Genomic DNA, 20323 nt, shown 5'->3' with positions numbered 1-20323 from the left:
TATATAAATTGAAATTAGATACTCGTAAACTTTTTTATTATTCACTCATCTTTTTGATCTCGGCTTTGATTTCATTTCTCATAGCTTTAAGACCTGAAAATCTTACCGCAGACTATTATATATACTCAATTATGTATTACTATCCAGAGAAAAGAAGTGGTGAATTAGTTTTTCAGTTGATACGCTGGTTTTGTTCTTTTTTTCAAAATGGATTTATTCTCCTTTTATTTTTGCATGCTTTTATTTCTTTGTTTTTTAAATTTATAAGTTTATATAGATTTGGGTTTTTGAATTTATTTTATTTTATTTTATTTTATTTTATTTCTTTTTTTCCTTTGTGGGAAATGTCTCAAATTAGGATAAGCTTGGCTGTTAGTTTTTATATGTTGGCGTTGATTTGTTTTAGGGGGTGGATGAGGTATATTTTTTTAGTGATTTCATTATTGACTCATAGTAGTATGATATTTTTATTATTCCCATTATTTTTATATAAATTTTTTAAGGGTAAAGTTTTTTTTATATTTTTAGTAATCGTTCCAGTTGCTTTCTTAAGTAAGTATTATATTTCATTAACTGATTATTCAGTTTATGATGTATCTAGTTACTATGGAGTTTATAGTTTTTTTTCTTTAAAAAATCTTCTTTTGATTTTTTTAATATATTTTTGTGCTTTTTTTAACAGAAAAAATGTTTCAGAATATGTTAAAGTTAACTCTATTGTTAGTCTTTCTATAATTGTGTTTAGTATTGTTTTGGGTGGCTCATTTCCTGCTGTTGCTATTAGAATTACTGATATTGCAACTTTTTTAATGTTATCAAGTTTTATTATCATCCCAAATAATACATTAAACTTTTATCTTAAATTTTTAATAATATCTATAGTTGTTTCATATTATGGGTATATGAACTTCTTTAGTGATTCTTCAGTTTTTAATATGAATGTTTTTTATGATTTGCTTAGCATTTATTTTTAATTGGATGATGTTGGGTTTGAGAGGTTGATTTTGAATATTTGCTATTTAGTTGTTACTTATAATCCTAACTTTGAAAAGTTATCAATTCTTATTGGAAATTTAATTGAAAGTGGAGGAAGAGTTGTTATAGTTAATAATGGGAAGAGCTTTTCGCTAGAAAAGATTAATTTATCTGATAATGATTCAATAGAAATTTTTTCTTTAATTAAAAATGAAGGGATAGCAAAAGCTCAAAATATTGGAATAGAACGAGCTAAAATTTTGGGATGTGAATATGTGGTCTTCTTTGATCAAGATAGCAGCTTAGATAATAGTTTTATTAAAAATTTGATATCTGATTATAATTATATGAAAAATAAGAATTATAAAATTGCAGCAGTTGGTCCGAGATTTTTAGATGAAAATAAAGGTTTTTATTTTCCTGCATTAAAATTTAACAGTTTTGGCCTGATAGATAAGATATCCGTAGAAAATATACAAGAGCCTATAGAAGTAAGTTTTTTGATTTCTTCTGGAACATTAGTTTCAGTTGCTGCTTTAGAAGAAATTGGAAATATGAAAGAAGAATTCTTTATTGACTATGTTGATACAGAGTGGTGTTTTAGAGCTTTAAGTAAAGGCTATAAATTATATATGTCAGAAAAGGCTGTTATGAGACATAGTGTTGGAGATGATACGATTAAGTTGTTAAATTTTAAAATCCCAGTTCATTCAGGTTATAGAAGATACTATCGGGTTCGTAATTTGTTTTTCATGTGGAAAATGCCCTATATTCCAAAAATTCTGACTTCGAAACTAATGGTCACTAACTTTGCTATTCAAATACTTTTATTTTTGTTGAAAGACAAAAAAATTGATTATATAAAATATTATTTTAAAGCAATTAAAGATGGGGTAAATCAAAGTAGAGATTATCATGTTTAATATAAAAATATTTGCTTCTATAGTATTATATAAACATTCTTATCAAGACTTAAAACTTACTTTGGATAGTTTACTGGCAGTATCTTTTATTCAAAAAGTAATATTGGTCGACAATGATAGTAGTGATTGGGCGGCTTCATTTAATCACTCTCGTGTAACTTATCTCAAGTCTGAAGGAAACTTTGGATTTGGTTATGGGCATAATTATGCAATTAAGCGATTTGCAGCGCAGTCTGATTACTTTTTAGTATGTAATCCCGATATTATATTTGATGCATCACAGTTTGAAAAATTAGTCGCTTTTGCCCAGCAACGGAATGAAGGATTATTTCTTCCCAAAATAGTGTATGAGGATGGCGAAAATCAATATGGTGCTCGACTACTTCCATCTCCTTTAAATTTATTTGCTCGTCGTTTTTCTCCAAAATTTGCAGAACAACTCGATGAAAGCTATTTGCTGAAAAATTTTAACCTTTCCAAACCTATCTTTGTTCCATATCTTCATGGTTGTTTTATGCTCTTTAAGTCTAAAGCATTACTTGAGTTAAATGGATTCGATGAGCGTTTTTTCATGTATATGGAAGATGTTGATCTATCACGTCGCTGTGCTGAAAAATTTGGTAATGTTTACTATCCTCTTGTGCAAGTAGTGCACGCACATGAGCAAGGGTCTTATAAAAATCCTATATTATTAAAAGCGCACTTAAAGAGTGCATGGCAATATTTTTGGAAATGGGGATGGTGTTACGATAGTGGACGCAGAAGAATGAATTCAAGATGTTTTGAGCAACTAAAGTGAATACTACTATAAATAGTAGCTATTGGTTTCAAAATTTAGTACTTAATTTATACAAACTGCTCTTTGAGAAACTTAAATTCTTGGTATAGTGGTAAATGTAAATAATATCATTTTAATTATAGGGTTGGGGTAACTTCTTGTGTCTCATAAGAACGAGCTTTTCAACTAATTTACACTTTATAAAAGATTGACTTTTATTAAGCCTGGAAAAACAAAATATAGGCAAAAAATGGCTTCAAGGTTACATGCATCATATGTGTCAATATTACAACGTTTTTGTGATGTTGTAGCAATTTATTTGGGTTTTTATTTTATTTCTAAAATAAATAATATTCCTGTAGATAATAGAACGCTTTTAATGTTTTTGAGTGTGGTCAGTTTATTTCAGCTCATTGGTGGCTTGACTGATTTTTATCGCTCATGGCGCGGCGTTAGTCTATTTAATGAACTTATTTTTTGTTTGAAAAATGTTTTTTTTAGTGTCGCTTTAATTGGTCCTATTTTACTCTTTTTAGGCAAGATGAATGCACAAGTGATATTCACCTACTTTATGAGTGTGGTTTTCATCATGTCTGCGCTGCGTATTGCTATACGTTTATCTTATGCATTGTTTTTTAAGTATTTTATTCGCGCTAATGATGTGCTTATCCTCGGTGATTCTGATAAAGCACTTAAGCTTTTTCAAGATTTAAAAGACTCCGAATGGACAGGCTTTAACCCAATAGGTGTGTTCTCATTTAGACAGGACTATGACTGCTTTGTTTATTCGGGTGGGTTAGATGATGCAATGGAGATTGTTCACAAACAAAAAATTAATAAGGTTTATGTGGTGATCAATCAAGATAATATTGAACAAGCGGATCAAGTTATTAAGTCTTTAGCAGATACTACATGTTCAACAGTAATTATTCCTGAGTTGTTCTCGCATGACTTTTTATACTCGCGTGTTGAAGATATTAATGGTACGCCGATTATTCCAATTATAGATACTCGTTTAACAGGTATTAATACTTTACTGAAGCGCATTGAAGATATTTGTTTTGCACTGGTTATTTTACTGTTGATTTCTCCAATTTTAATTGGTATTTCAATTGCTATTAAATTGACATCTAAAGGTCCGGTTTTCTTTAAGCAGACGCGTTATGGTTTAAATGGAAAGCCGATCTTAGTTTACAAATTTAGAAGTATGAATGTCATGGAAAATGGAACAAAAGTGACTCAGGCTATTAAAAATGACCCCCGGTTAACCCCCATAGGTGGCTTTTTAAGACGGACATCTTTAGATGAACTGCCGCAGTTTTTTAACGTTTTATTAGGCAGTATGTCTGTTGTAGGTCCGCGTCCACATGCAGCAGCACACAATGAAGAGTATCGTAAACTGATCACTGGTTACATGCTTAGACATAAAGTGAAACCTGGTATTACGGGCTTAGCACAAATTCGTGGGTGGCGTGGGGAAACAGATACCCTAGATAAGATGGAAAAACGTGTTGAATGTGACTTGGAATACATCCGAACGTGGAGTCTTTTATTGGATATTAAAATTATATTTTTAACGGTGTTTAAAGGTTTCATTAATAAAGCTGCGTATTAAATATTTGTGTTTTTAATATTTGATACGTTTATACAAACTTTGGGTTATTTGCACTATTTTTAAACATTTTGAAATAAAAAATAGTGTAGTGTTAATAAATAATTTTTTGATGCAAAAGTGTGTTTTATGATTAAAAAAGCGATTCTTCCTGTGGCTGGACTAGGTACCCGATTCTTGCCTGCAAGTAAAGCGATTCCTAAAGAAATGGTTACGGTGGTAGACCGCCCAGCAATTGAGTACGTAATCAAAGAAGCTGTAGCTGCTGGAATTGAGCAAATCATTTTAGTCACACATTCATCGAAAGCATCTATAGAAAACTACTTTGATCGTAACTTTGAATTAGAAACGACATTAGAACAAAAAAAGAAGTTTGATTTACTTAAAGAAATTACCGACATTTTACCTGCGAGTGTAAGTGTTGTTAGTGTACGCCAACCACAACCTTTAGGGCTTGGCCATGCTGTTTTATGTGCGAAGTCTATTGTTGGTGATGATGATTTTGCTGTGCTCCTACCTGATGTCTTGGTTAAAGATAGTGATACGCGCAACGATTTAAGCTTAATGATTGAGCGTTATACTAAGTCAAACGCAGCCCAAATTATGGTTGAAGCTGTCCCTGATAGTTTGGTTGATCAATATGGTATTGTCGATGTTGCTGAAATTCCTGCTGAAGGTGAAAGTTATGTCATGCAAGGAATTGTAGAGAAACCTGCAATAGGTATGGCTCCTTCTAATTTGTCAGTTGTTGGGCGTTATGTATTGCCTGCACAGATTATGACTTTATTAGAACAAACACCGAAAGGTGCTGGGAATGAAATTCAATTGACAGATGCGATTGCAATGCTACAGCAATCAAAGCCTGTTGAAGCATATCGCATGAAAGGACGAACGTTCGACTGTGGTAGCAAAATTGGCTATTTGAAAGCAGTTTTACATTATGGTGTTGACCATCCCAAGTTAGGTGATGAGTTTAAAGCACTGATTAAAGAGTTAGAGTTATAAAAAAAAGAGGGATGAGCCATGAAAATCGCAATGTTTGGTACAACGCTGTATGCGGGTGTTATCTCATCATTACTTGCAGAGAGTGGACATCAGGTCTTTATTTGTAATGATTTACAAGACCATACAGCGCTATTCAATCTTAGAGATCAAGATGTTGTTCGTGCTTTAGAAAAACAACATCAAAGTGGTTTTCTAAGTTATTGTAATTTTGCGGCTCTTCCCTTAGATATTGATGCGTATTTTTTTAGTTTCAATCCAACTCAAGAGGCTGAGGCACTTGATGTTGTACAGAAATTAAAAATGCGCACGATTATTCATCCTAAATTGATGATTAATGCCTCTACTTTTGGTCTTAATGGTACTGAAAAATTAAAAGCCGTATTAACAAAAGATCATTGGGTTTATTTCCCGGATATTATTCAGGAAGGTCAAGCTTTTAAAAGTGTGACGAGTGCCTCTAAAGTGATTATTGGCTGTGCTGACCAACAAGTACAGGGTGACTTAGAGGAAATGTTGCGACCTTTATTCCCACGCCAGCAACAATATTTATTTATGCCTGTTTTAGATGCTGAATTTACCAAACTCAGTATTTCAGGCATGTTGGCGACTCGTATCAGTTATATGAATGATTTGGCAGATGTTGCTGAAAAGTTGGGTATTGATATTGCCCATGTTCGAGATGGAATGGCAGCAGACAGTCGGATAGGTGAATCGTATTTATATTCAGGTGCAGGTTTTGGTGGTGAAAACTTTTCACATGATATTTTGACTCTATCAAATACCATCAGTAATACTGGAACAAAAAGTCAGCTATTGGGACAGGTTTGGGATATCAATGAGCAACAAAAAGAGTTTCTTTTTCGCAAGTTGTGGAATTATTTTCATGGAAATTTAGCTGGAAAAACGATTGCGATTTGGGGGGCTGCTTTTAAGCAACATACCTCAAGTACCAGTTTCTCACCTATTCATCCGATGCTTGCTGCACTGTGGGCGCAAGGTGTGACTGTTCGTTTGCATGATCCACAAGCCTTAGAAGAAATACACACAATTTATGGTGAACGTGATAATTTAATTTTATGTGAAGATCAGTATGACGCGGTGAATCAGGCACACGGTTTATGTGTTCTAACTGCATGGAAGCAATATTGGTCACTTGATTATACGCAATTAAAACTTAAATTAGCCCATCCTTTGATTTTGGATGGACGTAATATTTATCAACCTGATTATGTTAAAAGTCAGGGTTTTGCATATATGGGAGTAGGAAGATAATGATAAATTTAACTATTTTTCCTAAAAAAACGCTAGCAACAACACTTGAACATTTACAACACTTAAGTAAAACCATTGGCCAGAAGCACTTAAATACTTTTTTTGCCGAAGATGACCAAAGATTTAAGCATTTTTCTGTTCAATATGATGAAATCACTTTTGATTTTAGTAAGCATCGTGTTGATGAGTCCGTAATAAGCGCATTGATTGACTTTGCACAAGTTCGTGATCTCTCTACATGGACGAAACGTTTATTTTCAGAAGAAGAAATTAACTATACAGAACAGCGTGCAGCTATGCATTGGGCGCTTCGTTTACCGAAACATGATGAGCAGCATCCTAAATTAGCAGGCAAAGTACATGAGCAATTAGAGCGAATGTATGCATTGGTTGAGAAAATTCATGCGGGTCAGTACCGTGGTGCAACGGGTGAAGTTATACAAGATGTGGTCAATATTGGTGTGGGTGGGTCTGATCTAGGGCCATTAATGGTGAGTCACGCTCTGTCTGATTTTAAAGTCAATACAGTCAAACCACTGAAAATGCATTTCGTATCTACCATGGATGGTAGCCAACTTTCAGATTTACTGCATCAATTACGCCCAGAAACGACATTATTTATTATTTCATCTAAGTCTTTTGGAACAATTGATACACTTTATAATGCGCAAACTGCACGCCAATGGCTTGAAAAGCAATTGGGCCAATCAGAAGCGGTGGATCAGCATCATTTTATTGGGGTATCGACTAAGCCTGAAAAAATGACGGAATGGGGTATAGCACACCAAAATCAGTTTTTGCTCTGGGACTGGGTTGGTGGGCGTTACTCTTTATGGTCATGTATTGGGTTGCCGATAGCATTAAATATTGGTGTACAAGGCTTTAAACGTTTACTTGCAGGTGCTCATGCAATTGATGAGCATTTTCAAAATGCTCCTTTGCGCCAAAATATTCCTGTTCTTATGGCTGTTTTGGGAATATGGAATCATAACTTCCTAGAAATTCAGACTCAGGCTATTTTGCCTTATGATGGTCGTTTAAAGTATTTTTCGGCATATCTACAACAGCTTGAGATGGAGTCGAATGGGAAGTCGATTCAGCGTAATGGTCAGAAAGTTGAGTTGGATACTTGCCCTATTGTTTGGGGTGAAGTGGGTCCAAATGCACAACATGCTTTTTATCAGTTGTTACACCAAGGTGCACATAAAGTAAGCTGTGAGTTTATTGCGCCAGTGAATCGTTATGCCGCTAACCAATTTACCTATGTAAAAAATGCCAATGCATTGATTAATCAACACCATTTAGCGTTATCAAATTGTTTGGCTCAGTCTCGACTATTGGCCTTTGGTAATCAGGCACTTGATGCTGAAGAGGTGGCGGGTCTACAGAATTATCAAAAATATGAAGGTAATCAGCCTAGTACAACCATTTTGCTCAAAGAGCTTAATCCTTATACCTTAGGTATGTTGGTTGCGTTGTATGAACATAAAGTATTTGTGCAATCTGTACTTTGGAATATTAATGCTTTTGACCAATGGGGTGTTGAAAAAGGTAAACAAATTGCGAATCAAGTACTTCCAATTTTGACTGGTACAGAAAAAGATTATGTTGATTTTGATAGCTCTACCCGTGGTCTATTAGATATTTTACTTGGAAAATAAAATGGCAAAAATATTAGTCACCGGTGGGGCTGGTTATATTGGTTCACATACTTGTTTGGAATTATTGAATGCTCAACATGAAGTTGTTGTATTGGATAATTTATCAAACAGCTCTGAAGTGTCATTATCGAGAGTTCAAGCTTTAGCAAATAAAAGTTTAACTTTTATCCAAGGTGATATTCGCGATGCGCAGATCTTAAATCAGATCTTTGCACAGCATCAGATTGATGCGGTCATCCATTTTGCTGGTTTAAAAGCAGTTGGCGAAAGTCAGGTCATTCCACATGCTTACTTTGATCATAATGTTGCAGGTTCGATTAATCTTGTTCAAGCGATGATTCGTGCCAAAGTGTTTAAATTGGTCTTTAGTTCATCAGCAACAGTTTATGATGAAAAGAATATATCACCGTTAAGTGAAGATATGCCAACAGGAATGCCAAGCAATAATTATGGCTATACAAAGTTGATCGTCGAGCAAATGTTACAAAAGATTGCCGAATCAAACGCTATTTGGTCCATTGCTTTACTGCGTTATTTTAATCCTGTTGGTGCACATAAAAGTGGCCAAATTGGAGAGGACCCACATGGGATTCCAAATAATTTAATGCCATTTGTGACTCAGGTTGCAGTAGGGCGACGTGAAAAATTGTCGATATTTGGTCGTGATTACGATACCCCAGATGGTACAGGCGTGCGGGATTATATTCATGTTGTTGATTTGGCTTGTGCACATGTGTTGGCGATTCAGAACCGGCTGAATGATACAGGTTGTCGTGTTTGGAATATCGGCACAGGCAATGGGATTTCGGTTAAACAAATTCGAGATACCTTTGAGAAGGTGAATGGTGTTGAGATTCCATTTGAATATGTACCGCGCCGCGAGGGAGATGTAGCAACGTCATTTGCCGATAATGCCCGTGCAGTCGCAGAATTAGGTTGGCAGCCAAAATTTGGGTTAGAAGATATGCTGGTTGATAGTTGGAACTGGCAAAAGCAAAATCCAAATGGTTTTATGCAGGACTGATACAATATTTTAAAACTCTGTCATGTATTGATTATGCAAACAATCATGTATTTATTCCCTTATTTTAAAAAACATCGCTATGATGTTTGTTAAAAATGAACTTAGATGAAGAATATTTATGAGATATCAAAGTATTAGATTTTTGTCACTTGCGGTTTTATCTGCACTTTCTTTGCCAGCAATTGCACAAGGAATTGTTTTAAATAATGAAGACTTACGAACTGATTTAAATTGGTTAAATCAACAAGGTGTGATTCAAATTAGCACGTCTACATGGCCTTTAAGTGGTGATGAAATACAACGTGCTTTATCTAATGCAAAGATTGATAATCAAGTTCAGCAGCAAGTCTTGGATTCCGTGCAAGCTGCTTTAAGTGCGGAAAATACAACGGCCAAAGCCAGTTTATATGCTGAATCTGATCCCCAAAATGTACCGCAACATTTTGCAGATGAACAAAAATCACAATATCAAGCGGCTGTTGAGTTCAATGCTGGTGGGGCGCAATGGGATGCAAGACTGCGTATTAATGCTGATAAAGACCCTATTATTGATAATGGGCATGATGTGAATGTTGAAGGGTCATATTTAGCTGGAAAGTTGTGGAATCAATGGTTGATTGCAGGACAAATTCCAACCTATTGGGGACCTGGGCATGATGGTAGTCTAATCCGAGGGGATGCAAGTCGTCCAGTATTCGGTTTTACAATGCAACGCGCTGAGCAAAAGGCATTTGAAACGAAATGGCTGTCTTGGATTGGCCCTTGGCAGTATCAAGTTTTTGCTGGCCGATTAGATGATTATGAGGCCGTGCCAAATACAAATCTCTTGGGAATGCGTTTAACAGCTCAACCTTTACCTTATCTTGAATTGGGTGCATCACGTACATTCCAAATAGATGGTCAAGGTCAACCTGATAGTTTCAAAGCCTATTGGAATGCTTTTATTGGTAAAGATAACGAATGTGATGATAGTGGGTGTACTGGAGAGGGGAATGCCTCAAACCAAATTGCAGGCCTAGATGCGCGTTTAAATCTACAACAATGGTTTGAAGTTCCATTGAGTTTGTATGGGCAGTTTGTCGGTGAAGATGAATCAGGTTTACTGCCATCTCGGAAAATGTATTTGGCAGGACTCGATTATTCCTCACAAGTGAAGAATATGCCGTTCCAGCTTTATACTGAATGGTCAGATACACGTACCAATGGTGATGTTTGGGGTTATTCATATAATCATCATAATTATACAGATGGTTACTACCAACATGGATTCCCTTTAGCTCACGCTATGGGCGGTGATGGTCAGATGTATAGTTTAGGTGGGGATATTCGTTTCGATAAAATGAATCGTTTAAATGGTCGCATCTTGTTGGCAAAAGTGAATCAGTCAGGACTTGAAATCAATCATGCTTTTCCACAAAAAGATGAAATCAAAGCTCTGGATTTAACGTGGACACATTATCTTCGTCCGAATACGCCGTTGAAATTAAGTGGTTGGGTCAGTGACTCTGACGTGTATAGTGGAGATAGCGGCGTGTCTTTAGGGGTTGAAATTCCATTGGATCACTCATTATTTTAATAAGCTGTCCGTTTTTAGAGAACCCATCGGGAATTCAGCTAAAAATAAAACCATTCAACCTATATGATAAGTTGAATGGTTTTTTATTAGCATGCAGAACAATTTAACCTTGAATCAACTGCGTTAATTCATCCACATAGTCTTGTATTGGTTGTGGATTTTGGTCTTTACGGCTTTCAATGTTGAGACGTAATAAAGGTTCAGTATTGGAAGCACGTACATTTAGACGCCATGCACCAAAATTCAGGCTGATGCCATCCGTTTCATCAATTGCAGGATTTTGATCGGCAAAGTGATCAAAAATCTTTTGAATGGTGGCTTGAGTATCCGTAACTTTAAAATTGATTTCACCTGAACAAGGGAACTTTTCAATCATATCTTCAACCAGTGAAGACAATGTTTGCTGGGTTTCTGAGAGTACAGAAATTGCCAATAACCAAGGAATCATACCGCTATCACAATAAGAGAAATCACGGAAATAGTGGTGAGCAGACATTTCTCCACCATATACAGCATTATGTTCGCGCATAACCTGTTTAATAAATGCATGTCCTGACTTAGACTGCACAGTTTCACCTTTGTACTGTTCAGCAATATCCAAGGTATTCCATACTAGACGCGGATCGTGCACAATTTTTTCGCCTGACTGTTTCAGCAGGAAGGCCTGAGCCAATAGGCCGACAATGTAATAGCCTTCGATAAATTGCCCCTTTTCATCGAATAAGAAACAGCGGTCAAAGTCGCCGTCCCAGGCAAGGCCCATGTCTGCGCCGTGCTCCAAAACTGCATTGCGAGTGCTATCACGGTTTTCGACTAGCAATGGATTAGGAATACCATTCGGAAAAGTACCATCCGCTTCATGATGTATTTTAATAAATTTAATAGGAACATTCAGTGTTTTGAACTTTCCTTCAATTGCATCAATAACATGCCCAGCAGCGCCATTACCGGCATTTACTACTAGCTTCAACGGAATAATTTTTGCTGGATCAATATAGGTCATCAAATGTTCGATGAATTCAGGCAGGATATTGTATTTTTCAGTTGAGCCTTTCACCGTAGTTTTAGTAAATTCACCAGATTCTGCCAATGCTTGAATCTCTTTTAAACCTGTATCCGCACTAATTGGTCGTGAGTTCTCGCGAACCAGTTTCATCCCATTGTAATCCATAGGGTTATGGCTGGCCGTTACTTCAATACCACCTTGGACATCTAAATGGAATGCGCCAAAGTAAACTTCTTCTGTACCTGTCATACCTAAATCTAAAACATTCACACCCGCATCATTTAAGCCACGAATGGTTGCTTGCTTTAAATCTTCACTGCTTAGACGAATATCGCAGCCCACAACCACGGTTTGGGGTTGATAAATTTGCCCATAAGCACGGCCAATTTTATAAGCAATATCTTCGTTCAGTTCTGTACCGAGTTTGCCTCGAATATCGTAGGCTTTAAAACAAGTGAGTTGTGTCATCTGAATTCTCGAAATAATTCCTGAGTAGTGAGGGAAATGTGATTATAGAAGGAAAATAGCTTCTATATGCCATGTTACTGTTTAACTTTTATATCGATTTTGCTTTTGCTAAGATCCGTTGAGCCCAGTCAACATAATAATTTACATCGTCTAGTTGTTCCTTTTTTGAAGGATGATTAATTGTAGTAAAGGCGGTAATACCTCTTACTTCAGATATAAACTTTTTAGGCCAACTGAGTGATTGAGAAAGTATTGAATTGTTTAATTTTTCGAAATCTATCTCAATTAATAATTGAGTTTTTTCTTCATATCGGAGTAATAGTGTAGAGATGTTCTTTTTTCCATCTGATGTATCAATTTCACATAGATAGAATTGTTCATCATTTTTTGTGTTTATAATTCTATAGACATAAAAGTATCGTAGTTGATTGGCGTTAGAAAACTTGTGGCCTCGGAAACGTTTATATTTTTTAAACGGTGAATTCTTAATTTCTTTGATTTCATATCCTTTTTGTTCAATTTTGTCCAATACCTTAATCAAGTCTTTATGAGTGACTCGCTCTAGTTGAATATCTGATTCTGTTGTAACTCCAGGCAGAGTACCCTCTATATCTCCTTCTCCGCCAGCAAATCCTTCTTCTTGATTTTGGTCTTTATCCATCTGCTTTCGTCTTTGCCGTATGGTAGTTTCGGAAGGGGGCGTCTCTAAAGAAATTTTTAATTCTTCTATCGTATAAATTTTTCCTGGGAGGTTTCTTAGTTTGGCTATTAGTTTATCGATATCTGCATCAGCTTTTTGATTTAATTTTTCTCTAGGTGGACATGTTGGTGTTGACTGCTTGGGATTTTGTCCTTGAGCATTTTTTATTTGTTGTATAATCTTTTTTGAAGTGAAATGAAATTGAATAGGGCGGTTGATAGCTGTATCAAGATTTTTGAAAGACGTGATGCGCTCAATTCTGTAAATACCTGTTTTTTTATTAAAAATACCCTCTACTGTTAGGTTAATATTTTTGATATTAGGAGCTTCCATATCAAAATTAAAGCTTTTAACACCTTTTTGATCAACAATTGTTTTTTGATAAATACTAAGGAAGGCCTTATTTAAGTCCGGCTGTAATAAAATTAAAGCTAGCTTCTTTAAAAAATGAGGATCAGAGATATCAGCTCTCATAATTTTTTTGTTTTGCGCAATATTAATATGTATAGCATTTTCATCATTCATATCCACTAAAATATCTGTTGAATAATTTTCTGCAAAAAGTGCTGCACGTAAAAGATAGGGGTGTGAAAAAAATAGATCCCGAGCAAGAATAAGCTTAGGTAAAAGAATTGTCATATTTTTCTTTAATATGGGTGAATCATAATTAAACTCAAAGTATAACTGACCGTTATGCGTTTTTTGATAATTGTTCTTGGATAAATCTAAAACGTTGAGCGCTGAAAAATCCACTGATTTCAGGGTGTGGTTAAATAATTTCTGTGGATCAGGATTGGCAATTGGAGTTTTATGGTAATAAAGAAGAATACTTTCAATTGGCAATTTAAGATGAATATACCGTTTAATAAGAGGGTTAAATAAACAAGTATCAATATCAAACCGAGTTTGACCATGTCGACTAATTTTTTTCGCAGTATAATAAATCATATCTTTCGGTAAATATTCGATCAGACAATCACTCATTTTTAATTTCCCCCCCAAATACTATTAAAAAATCTACGAGCTTCTGGCGTTAATCGTTCAGGGCTTAATCCGGATAGTCGAAGAAAAACACTCGGTGGATAGAACTGATTTTCAGTGTATTGGAGAATAAATGTTCGTGTAAGACGGCGTATTTGATAACAATCTACAGACTCAGCGTAACGCTCTAGAAAGGCGGTGGTGAGTGGTAAAAACCTCCAGTTTTTTTCAATCATACTTACCGAGCCAAGTTGCTTAATAAAAAACTTTTTTGTCCATTGTGGAGAGTCGAGATCTTCTAATAATTGATCCCGGATTTTGATGAGTTGTTTAATCAATTGTTGATCTCGCTTTTTCCAATCTACACGTGGCTTGGGAATGGCTGAAGGTAATACCACAGCAGATTTATTTGTCAGTAATAGCCAGTTCTTATGATTACGATATAACCGAGCGTAAAGTGCAGGATCACATTGACGTGCCTGCTTAACAGAATTTTTCTGAATTAATTTTGTCCATTGTTTTTGATCTTCAGATAATATCATATCTATTTTATTATTAACCCATACAGGGGGAGCTTCGTGCTGCTGATCTAAGTTTGTTTTTTCTATAGATGCTAAGCTAACATATTGCTTATATGTTTCAATTGGTTTTTGCTCTGGAACCAGCGATTTTAATACAATGCAATGCTCAAGATAAGAAAATGCTTTACGATGTTTCCTGCACATATTTTTGAGCCAGCAGTTCTCAGAAAGCAGATCATCTAAATGATAGTATTGAAGAAAGCTTTCGCCCCAGTAATCTAAGACAAGGTGACGAATTTTTTCGTAGTTGATATTTTTTTGACCTGACAGTAAGCCTCTGTCTTTCAATAGATTGAAGTAGGCATTTGATAAAATCGATACATCTTGTACTGCAATATGGCTCGATTGAATAAGTAGATCCTCGATTATTTTTGCTAACTCTAGATGACGCTTTAAGTCTTGTGAATTAATAAAAAGTTGTGAGGAGTCAATAAGGACATTTAAATGAGCATTATAAAATCTTCGGTCTAGCCCATTGCAAGGAACAGAGCTGACAAAAAGGGCAGATTCATGCTTTATACAATATTCATATCCTGTAATCTGCCAGCTACGTTTCCAATACACTTCACCATATTGTTCCATCTGTTCTTGCCAACAATGCGGACAGAACCGAAAAAAATTCACAGATTTGATTCGCGACGCATTTTTACCCAACTTGGTATGTAATGATTGATACTGTTCACCCTGTAATACATGTACAGCATAACGCATCACTGTATCAGGTTGAAACGGTTGATAAATTGGCAATAAGGTGTGGTGGTTGATTAAATGGAGTGCATCATAGCAATCTGGTAGATAACTGGCCAATTTGTCTATGTAAGACGGTAAATCGTAAGTTGGCGTCAAATTTCTATTATTGAATAATTCTTCAGTAAGGTATTTGGGACTTAAAATTCCATTGTGAATAGCATAACGTGCAATCACACTGTAAATTAACTCATCTGGATATGGTATTGGAAAATTTGAAATCATAATACACTTACTCTCTATTTTTTGTTTAATGCAACACAGGAGAGGTGGGATCAAACAAATAGTGAGATGATTTTAATAGCTCATAAACATCTACTTCCTTTTCTTGTGCTTGACTGAAAAAATTCCGTAAGTCATTGGCTTCAGTGCTCTTCCATTCTTCTGCTTTCATGACTTTGCGTGATGTTCTTGGTTTTCTTACCGAAGTTGTGGTCTGAGGCTGGTCCAATTTATCTTTTGCTACAGAGCTGTCTAATACTTCCAGAATATGTTGGAGTAGTACCTGTAAGTTCTCGTTTGGATATTTTTTTAATGCAGAAGTGACATGCAGATCAATTGTAGCAGCGGGGTGGCCTAAGGCCGTTAGCATACCTATCAGTGTGGAATAATGTGGTCCTAGATCTTTACGCTGTATTTCCGTTTTTAATGCAGCTTTGAAACGGTGTTGTTCAACATATTCCTCAATTTGAACTTGAGGGATCGTTAAGTCAGAATATCGTGCAATACGTGTGGGGTTGCCTGAGCGGAGTGCATCCAAAATATCGTGGACTGGCTGTAATTGTTCTTCGTAGACTTTTTTAAAAAGTTCAGATGTAATTTTTTCCAGACCAATGGTGATCGCATGAATCTGCACCAAGCAGAACAGTTTAACCACTAAATCTGGAATGCCCTGCGTATAATAATACCAAGTGTTTCTTAATTCATCGGTAAGTTCAGCTGGTTGTTGAACCCACTGATACTGCCATAGCTTATTTGTAAAAGCATACCATTCAGAAATAATCATTTGATCAGGTGCACTAGGATCGGGAGTAGGCGCTTCATTGCGCATAGGTTCCCAAATTAAAGAGCCTAATCCCGCACTGCGTCTAGCTGATCTCAAGTCTTCTTGCAGGATTTCATTGGCCTTAGGTGTCCCAATCATCACGATTGGGATCGATGCCACATTCACAAGCGTGACAAAGAAATTAAGAATGATCTCAGCTCCACCAGATTTTTTTGTATTCAAATGCTGGATTTCATCAATGATTAAAAGTCCAATCGAATAATTATTTGCGATGATTTTCATCTGCTGCAGCATAGCATTCACATTTAAGCGACTTCTGGTGAAACGATGCTCGAAGTTTGTATCTCCTAATGCTAAATCTACTGCTCTAAAAAAGTTTGAGCATAAGTTTTTTAAAGAGCTGTCATGCGGACAATCAATTTTAAGGTAAACAATTTGTTTTAATCCCAGCTCTCTATGTTCAATCACTTGCGGGTAATAACGCAAAATTTTGTTCATTGTCGTTGTTTTACCGCTTCCCGAACATCCTATAATTGACATGCTAGTTGCAGTCGACTCTGGAGGTGCATAGCGGTAAGAGCTCTCATTTGATGGTTCTAGTTGCTGAAAAGCAGCGTGTAAATGTCGATGTCTATCCCCATTAGTGATGTTTCTGCTCACGTAACCTTGCCGGATCATGATAGAAATTTTTTGTTCAAGGGATAGATGTTTAGTCAGTGGTTGAAAAAAATCATGAGGCAACTGAGCAATCAGATGGATTCTTTCTGGTTGGGGTAAGAAACGCTGTTCTGGAATAAATTTCAGTTTCCCTCGTAGGTGTTTAATAACCGATTTCGTGTCAAGGATAGGCGGTAATTGAGTAATGAGAGGATTATCCCCATAGATATCTTCTATCGATGTGTTGACCGCGAGTTCATTATTATTCATTCTTCATCGTCCTCTTCAAATAATTGTCTCATTAAGTCTGGTTGACTGGTCAAATCCAGATTGTTGCTGTGAGATGGGGGCGTTGGAGGATTGTCTTGGTTGGGATGGATAGTCCGGATAGAATTGACGGACCTATTTTGGAGATGTTTCTCACGTTCCACCTGAATTGCTTCTTGTTTGTTCTGACGAATATCCCGAGTACGTTGTGTTTTAGAAAGTTGGTGAACTCCTGCTTGAGCCTGTCGGCTCTGTGCTGTGTGGATGATTTTGTCAGTAAAATCCTGCAATTCACTGATGGCTACGGACTTTAGTTGTGAATGCTGTTTTTCAACAGTTTTGATTGCTTTTTGAATTTGTTCAGCTTCCCACCAGGTCAGATGCTGATATTGACGTGAGGCATCACTTAAGTGCGCTTCCCAGTATTCCAACTTATTTTCATCAAAGAAAACATAAATGGTATTTACTGAGTATGGGTCAAAACCAATCCGCAACTTTTTCGGGCGGGATTTGGTCGTGTTACGAATAAACCAGCCCTGTTGATGCATTTCCAGACATTGATAGAGTAAGCCTTTGACTTTAAGTCCCTTGTCACTTAAGGAGGCGTCGGTCCTAGGTAACAAGCCAACATATAGTGATTTGTTATCCACTTGTCTTAACATCCCAGTACGGTGCTGTAGACCCCACTGCCAGAGCTTAAGGGGGATAGAAGGTAGGTCAGTCGGCATATCGGCACTACGATCATATTTCGTCAAAATATCAAAATTATTGCGTAACAAGACGCAGCTTAATATGATTTTTCTGAACTCTTCCAAAGTTAGACAAGCTTCTAGTCGATAATCATGTCCGCCTTTCTTTTTTTCCTTGAATCCAGAAACAACACCAATATTCTCGTAGGATTTAAAGCGTGACTGAATGATTCCAAAAGCCCTCTCCACAATACCTTTAGCATCGCTTCGATACGGTGGCGCATTTTCAATACGAACAGAAAAGTTTTTTTCAAGAAGTTCAATTTGATAGCCAATTAGTTCACCGCGGTCTGCAAGTATGGCACCAGGTAAACCATAAATAGGCCAGTCTTCCGGTTGTATTTGCAAGCCATAACTCTGACAGAATGTCACTTTATCTTGGATTGCAACGCTGAGGCATTGTATGGCTGTATTAAAAGAACTATTTTCCATACCGACATAAAGTCCAGTAATCATCCTGCTGAATACATCGATAACAATATATACGGTAGGTCTACCAATAATCTGTGATGGATCTCGTGATGATACAAGGTAGATGTCAGCGATTGTTGAATCTATCTCATAACGTGCACCAGGACCATTTGCTTGCTTGGTCGCTGTTGAAGTCAGAGGTTTGTGATCTTTCAGGGTTTTCTGATTCGTCAGAATTTCCTTGGAATTGTTCTGATTTCTGTATCGCGTATTATAAAAGTAATAGAATTGAGCATATGTTGGAATATCTGCAGCTTGCACTTGATGAAAGTGCTTGGAAAATAAATTTTTAAACCGAAGATAAGTTTCGTTAATGGATTGTTTTTTGACAGGAACTAAATACTCTTCGATGGCTTTCTTAAAATATAATTCAACCTGTTCAGTGATATTCTTACCTTCATTCGATTCATAGATGCGTGGTCTGCCAATTTTTTTATCACCTATAGCTCTTTTTTGGCCTTTTCCACCTGAGTTTTCATAGTCCGGTACCAAAGCATTTATAGTTTGACCACGCTGCCAGTAGCGTCTCAATAGTCGTAGAATTTTATTAATTGATACCTCTTTTTCTAAATGTATCATTTTAATTTTTGCTGTTCTTATTTTTGCATTAGTAAGGATTTGTTCATCATCAATTAAGTCCTGAATAATTGAAAAGTTTTCATCTCTTTTTTTTAGTTGAATAGACTCTTCATTCAAGTTTAATCGTTTTAAGTATTCATAAGGATCTTGTGCGGGTATTAGGCTTTGATCATCTAAAAGAGTTTGAAGTTCCTTGGACAAAATAAGTTCAGGGAATGCATTTTTATTATCGATCGCAATCCATACCGTATATTGAGGTAGGAATTTGAGTATTCGGTATTGTGTTGAATTCAAGATGTAAACTGAATTAATTAGTTGCATGGACTGTATTCTCATTCTGGAGCAAATCACTTGCATGAATATCAGAGAGTTTAAGCTCCAAGTACGAAATTTCTAGATTAAATTGAAGTATTCGCAGTGCAAATAATTTTCTAAACAATGCGAGCGTCGCTCCGATACCCATTTTTTGAGTTTGGTCAGAATGCTTACAAAATTGGATTAATGAGCTTTGAGGGTACTGGCTAATTTCTTCCATAAAATAAACTGCTTGATCAATCATGTGATTTGTTATTTCAAGGTCATTTTTTTCTACATACAGCCATTTAATGTTCTCTAGTACCGTAGCAGGAATGTCTTTTTCAGTAATCAGTTTGAACGGCGTATTGTGCTCTTCTTCCCAGTAACGACGTTTAATTTCTAATGACTCAATAACATGAGCTTTATTCAGATCCTTGCTGTAAAGAGTGTCAAGGGCTATAGAAAACTTACCAAAATCAACTAAAAAATCTGAAGATAGAGTAAAAGGCATATAGTCAACCGATACTTTTTTCATTCGGAAACGAGAACAGATGGAGTTAAGATCATAGATATCCAAAGGATAATGTTCGCGAATATCTGTAACGTTATGATTCCAATCAAGCAGTAAAAAGGTAGATAGCTCTAGATCAGAAAATAAGTGATGAAGACGTTTACTGACACGGCCTTGTACTCTGTGAGAGCGACCAATTGAACTGAAGTTTTGAACAGTTTTACAAGGTTTATAATCGCGTCCATGGCCCTGGCCATACCCTTCTTTTACTAGTTCTTCATAGTTTTTTATAATTTTTGCCATACAGAAGACCTGTGGGTTTTGGTGGATAATTAATCATATCTGAAGGGGGTTAATTTTGTATTTGGCAAAAACATACAAACTTAAATATATTTATATACAAATAAAATTTTATAATTTTTATTTAATTATTTATTTAATTCAGTAACTTAATAATTAATTTGGTATTTTAATACT

General features: G+C 35.9%; 15 protein-coding genes. 9 read left to right on the top strand and 6 right to left on the bottom strand.

Going from position 1 to position 20323, the window contains the following annotated elements:
- The first annotated feature begins 8 nt into the window (after positions 1-8).
- From C8322_RS12190 to C8322_RS12150, 9 genes are all read left to right on the top strand, one after another.
- Positions 9-974, top strand: a complete 966-nt coding sequence (locus C8322_RS12190) for an EpsG family protein (protein ID WP_111810679.1) — start codon at positions 9-11, stop codon at positions 972-974.
- Complete coding sequence (locus C8322_RS12185; protein WP_111810678.1) at positions 975-1898, top strand: glycosyltransferase family 2 protein; 924 nt, start codon at positions 975-977, stop codon at positions 1896-1898. It begins immediately after the preceding gene.
- The gene (locus C8322_RS12180) at positions 1891-2697 is read left to right on the top strand and encodes a glycosyltransferase (RefSeq protein ID WP_111810677.1); all 807 of its coding nucleotides are present in this window, start codon (positions 1891-1893) and stop codon (positions 2695-2697) included. The genes C8322_RS12185 and C8322_RS12180 overlap by 8 nt, the downstream gene beginning before the upstream one ends.
- A gap of 256 nt (positions 2698-2953) precedes the next feature.
- Positions 2954-4291, top strand: a complete 1338-nt coding sequence (locus C8322_RS12175) for an undecaprenyl-phosphate glucose phosphotransferase (RefSeq protein WP_322873827.1) — start codon at positions 2954-2956, stop codon at positions 4289-4291.
- A 126-nt stretch (positions 4292-4417) separates the two neighbouring features.
- Positions 4418-5293: a UTP--glucose-1-phosphate uridylyltransferase GalU gene (gene galU / locus C8322_RS12170; protein ID WP_111810675.1), complete on the top strand. Its 876-nt coding sequence runs from the start codon at positions 4418-4420 to the stop codon at positions 5291-5293.
- 18 nt (positions 5294-5311) lie between these two features.
- Positions 5312-6565, top strand: coding sequence for a UDP binding domain-containing protein (locus tag C8322_RS12165; RefSeq protein WP_111810674.1), 1254 nt, complete (start codon positions 5312-5314; stop codon positions 6563-6565).
- Positions 6565-8226 carry a glucose-6-phosphate isomerase gene (gene pgi, locus C8322_RS12160; RefSeq protein WP_111810673.1) on the top strand — a complete coding sequence of 554 codons (1662 nt, stop codon included), beginning with the start codon at positions 6565-6567 and terminating at the stop codon, positions 8224-8226. The genes C8322_RS12165 and pgi overlap by 1 nt, the downstream gene beginning before the upstream one ends.
- Before the next feature lies 1 nt (position 8227).
- Positions 8228-9250, top strand: coding sequence for a UDP-glucose 4-epimerase GalE (galE, locus tag C8322_RS12155; protein ID WP_111810672.1), 1023 nt, complete (start codon positions 8228-8230; stop codon positions 9248-9250).
- 118 nt (positions 9251-9368) lie between these two features.
- A complete protein-coding gene (locus C8322_RS12150; protein WP_111810671.1) occupies positions 9369-10826 on the top strand; it encodes a capsule assembly Wzi family protein in 1458 nt (485 codons plus the stop codon).
- Positions 10827-10929: 103 nt separating this feature from the next.
- Here the strand turns inward: C8322_RS12150 and C8322_RS12145 are convergent, their stop codons facing one another.
- From C8322_RS12145 to C8322_RS12120, 6 genes are all read right to left on the bottom strand, one after another.
- Positions 10930-12300: a phosphomannomutase CpsG gene (locus C8322_RS12145; protein ID WP_111810670.1), complete on the bottom strand. Its 1371-nt coding sequence runs from the start codon at positions 12298-12300 to the stop codon at positions 10930-10932.
- Positions 12301-12388: 88 nt separating this feature from the next.
- On the bottom strand, positions 12389-13984 hold the full coding sequence (locus tag C8322_RS12140; RefSeq protein WP_026056512.1) for a Tn7-like element transposition protein TnsE: 1596 nt from the start codon (positions 13982-13984) through the stop codon (positions 12389-12391).
- 2 nt (positions 13985-13986) lie between these two features.
- Entirely contained in the window at positions 13987-15534 is a 1548-nt protein-coding gene (locus C8322_RS12135) for a TnsD family Tn7-like transposition protein (protein WP_111810669.1), read from the bottom strand.
- 25 nt (positions 15535-15559) lie between these two features.
- On the bottom strand, positions 15560-17242 hold the full coding sequence (locus C8322_RS12130; RefSeq protein ID WP_111810668.1) for an AAA family ATPase: 1683 nt from the start codon (positions 17240-17242) through the stop codon (positions 15560-15562).
- Positions 17239-19359 carry a Mu transposase C-terminal domain-containing protein gene (locus C8322_RS12125; RefSeq protein WP_111810667.1) on the bottom strand — a complete coding sequence of 707 codons (2121 nt, stop codon included), beginning with the start codon at positions 19357-19359 and terminating at the stop codon, positions 17239-17241. Before C8322_RS12125 ends, C8322_RS12130 begins: the two co-directional genes overlap by 4 nt.
- Complete coding sequence (locus tag C8322_RS12120) at positions 19346-20149, bottom strand: TnsA endonuclease C-terminal domain-containing protein (protein ID WP_111810666.1); 804 nt, start codon at positions 20147-20149, stop codon at positions 19346-19348. The genes C8322_RS12125 and C8322_RS12120 overlap by 14 nt, the downstream gene beginning before the upstream one ends.
- Positions 20150-20323 lie beyond the last annotated feature (174 nt).

It is taken from the genome of Acinetobacter sp. SM1B (assembly GCF_003289665.1).
Lineage (GTDB): Bacteria > Pseudomonadota > Gammaproteobacteria > Pseudomonadales > Moraxellaceae > Acinetobacter > Acinetobacter schindleri.
This window is presented reverse-complemented; position numbering and strand designations above follow the sequence as displayed.